Source organism: Occallatibacter sp. (genome assembly GCF_049802275.1).
Classification (GTDB): domain Bacteria; phylum Acidobacteriota; class Terriglobia; order Terriglobales; family Acidobacteriaceae; genus Telmatobacter.
On the sequence record NZ_JBARMD010000346.1, the window covers coordinates 1 to 1,677 of the forward strand.

At 57.1% G+C, this 1,677-nt stretch carries 1 protein-coding gene and 1 pseudogene; one reads left to right on the forward strand and one right to left on the reverse strand.

From position 1 onward, the window contains the following. Nucleotides 1-525, reverse strand: a 525-nt coding sequence (locus tag WA354_RS12105) for a formate/nitrite transporter family protein (RefSeq protein WP_472813269.1), incomplete at its 3' end; no start/stop codon positions are given. Nucleotides 526-1,079: 554 nt separating this feature from the next. On the opposite strand from WA354_RS12105, the pseudogene WA354_RS12110 reads away from it, so the two are divergent. After that, a pseudogene (locus WA354_RS12110) lies at nt 1,080-1,677 on the forward strand (NirA family protein); the annotation flags it as partial.

The window sequence follows — 1,677 nt, forward strand, 5'->3', positions numbered from 1 at the left end:
CATGCAGACCATCCAATTGCAAAGCGCCGCTTTTACCATGGCAAGCCAAAGGCCATTGATCCCAAGCTTCTCGTAGCCGAGCGTTTTGGCTTGGGCTGCGGCGACGATCAAAGCGGCTGCGCCAGTCGCCGGACCATGGTGAAACTGGGTCTGCACTGCGGTATACATCCATGCATACAGGCAGCCACCAGCCAGATTTCCCGCAAAGACCCAGAGGAGATTTCCCAGGACGCGAAGCAGACTAGTCTCACCGGCCAGCCACGCCGCGGGCAACATGGCGAAGCTGCCTGTGACCAGTTCCAGGCCAAGAATCACGATCAGTGCGAAGCCAACAGGAAATAAGACAGCGCCTATGATGGGCGGCAAGCCCTGGGCATTTGCGGTGAACGCTACGGTGGTGGCAAACCCGAGCAGGGCGCCGGAGAGCGCTCCCCGCAACAACAACTGGCTCACAGGCAGCCTCGACTTCACCGCGCCATTGGCGACAAAGCTCCCGGCAACCTCCGAGGGGCTGATGTAATCCATAACCATTCCTCTCATTCCGATCTGGGTGTCTGATTGCACAGACGCGCAGACGACGTGCGTCTGCAAATATCGGCATTGTGATGTTTTGGGATGCTCAGCGGAGAGCGGGGAACAGCTGGATCGAACAGCGGACACAGCGCGGTGTCCTGAGGCACTGCTCTATAGAACCTCTATCATACCCTTGATCTCAACTCAAGCAAAACTTACAAATTGAGAGGTGAACAAATTAAACAAGTGTGAAGCTGCACGAGTTAAGCAAGCGTCTTACCTAATCGATCCGTCATATTGCAATCACACCAGATGCACGCTATCATTCGAATATAGGAGAGACTACGAAGTCTTCTCTTGACCTCTGAACCCTGCACCATGCCGTGCAGCGGCCCTCCACTCCGACAGTTAAGTACGTCCCCGCTCCGCGATGAGCCTTGAATCCTCCGCATTACTTGCGGTGTTCGATTTGGTCTCGACGCCGATTCGCGCTTGCGGCGCGAACGCGTCCGGAGAGCGTCCCAGCCAATTCACTTTGGTTGCGGCTTCATTTGAGGACATTCGGCATGGAAACACCGGCATCTCTCAACTCGGCAGGGTTTACCCCAGAACAGAAGGAATATCTTCTTGGCTTCTTCGCGGGTGCGACGCAACGTAGCGCGCGGCCGTTTGTTGGCTTCACCGCAAACGGTCTGCTCACCGGCGATCCGGCCTCCGGGACAGTGAATCTGGCGGAACCTGCAGAGGAGAAATTTCACGGCACGCCCGTGTCAGAGCTTTGCAAAGAAGAACGCTGGAAGCATGAGCAGAATCCTCTCGATGTCTGGAATAAGCTCGTCGCGCACGCCGACGACAATCGCGCGCCCGCGCCGGATGACAATTTTCGTTTCAAATTCCATGGTCTGTTCTATGTGGCGCCGGCCCAGGATTCTTTCATGCTTCGCCTGCGACTGCCCGGAGGGGTCGTCAAGGCGCAACAGATGCGCGGCCTTGCGTCGATGGCTGAGGAGTGGGGCTCGGGCCGGGCTGACATTACTACCCGCGCCAACCTGCAGATCCGCGAATTCCAACCGAAGAACATCGTTCGCGTGCTGGAGAAGGTTGATGCGCTGGGTATGACTTCGCGCGGCGCTGGCGCGGATAACATCCGCAACATTACAGCCT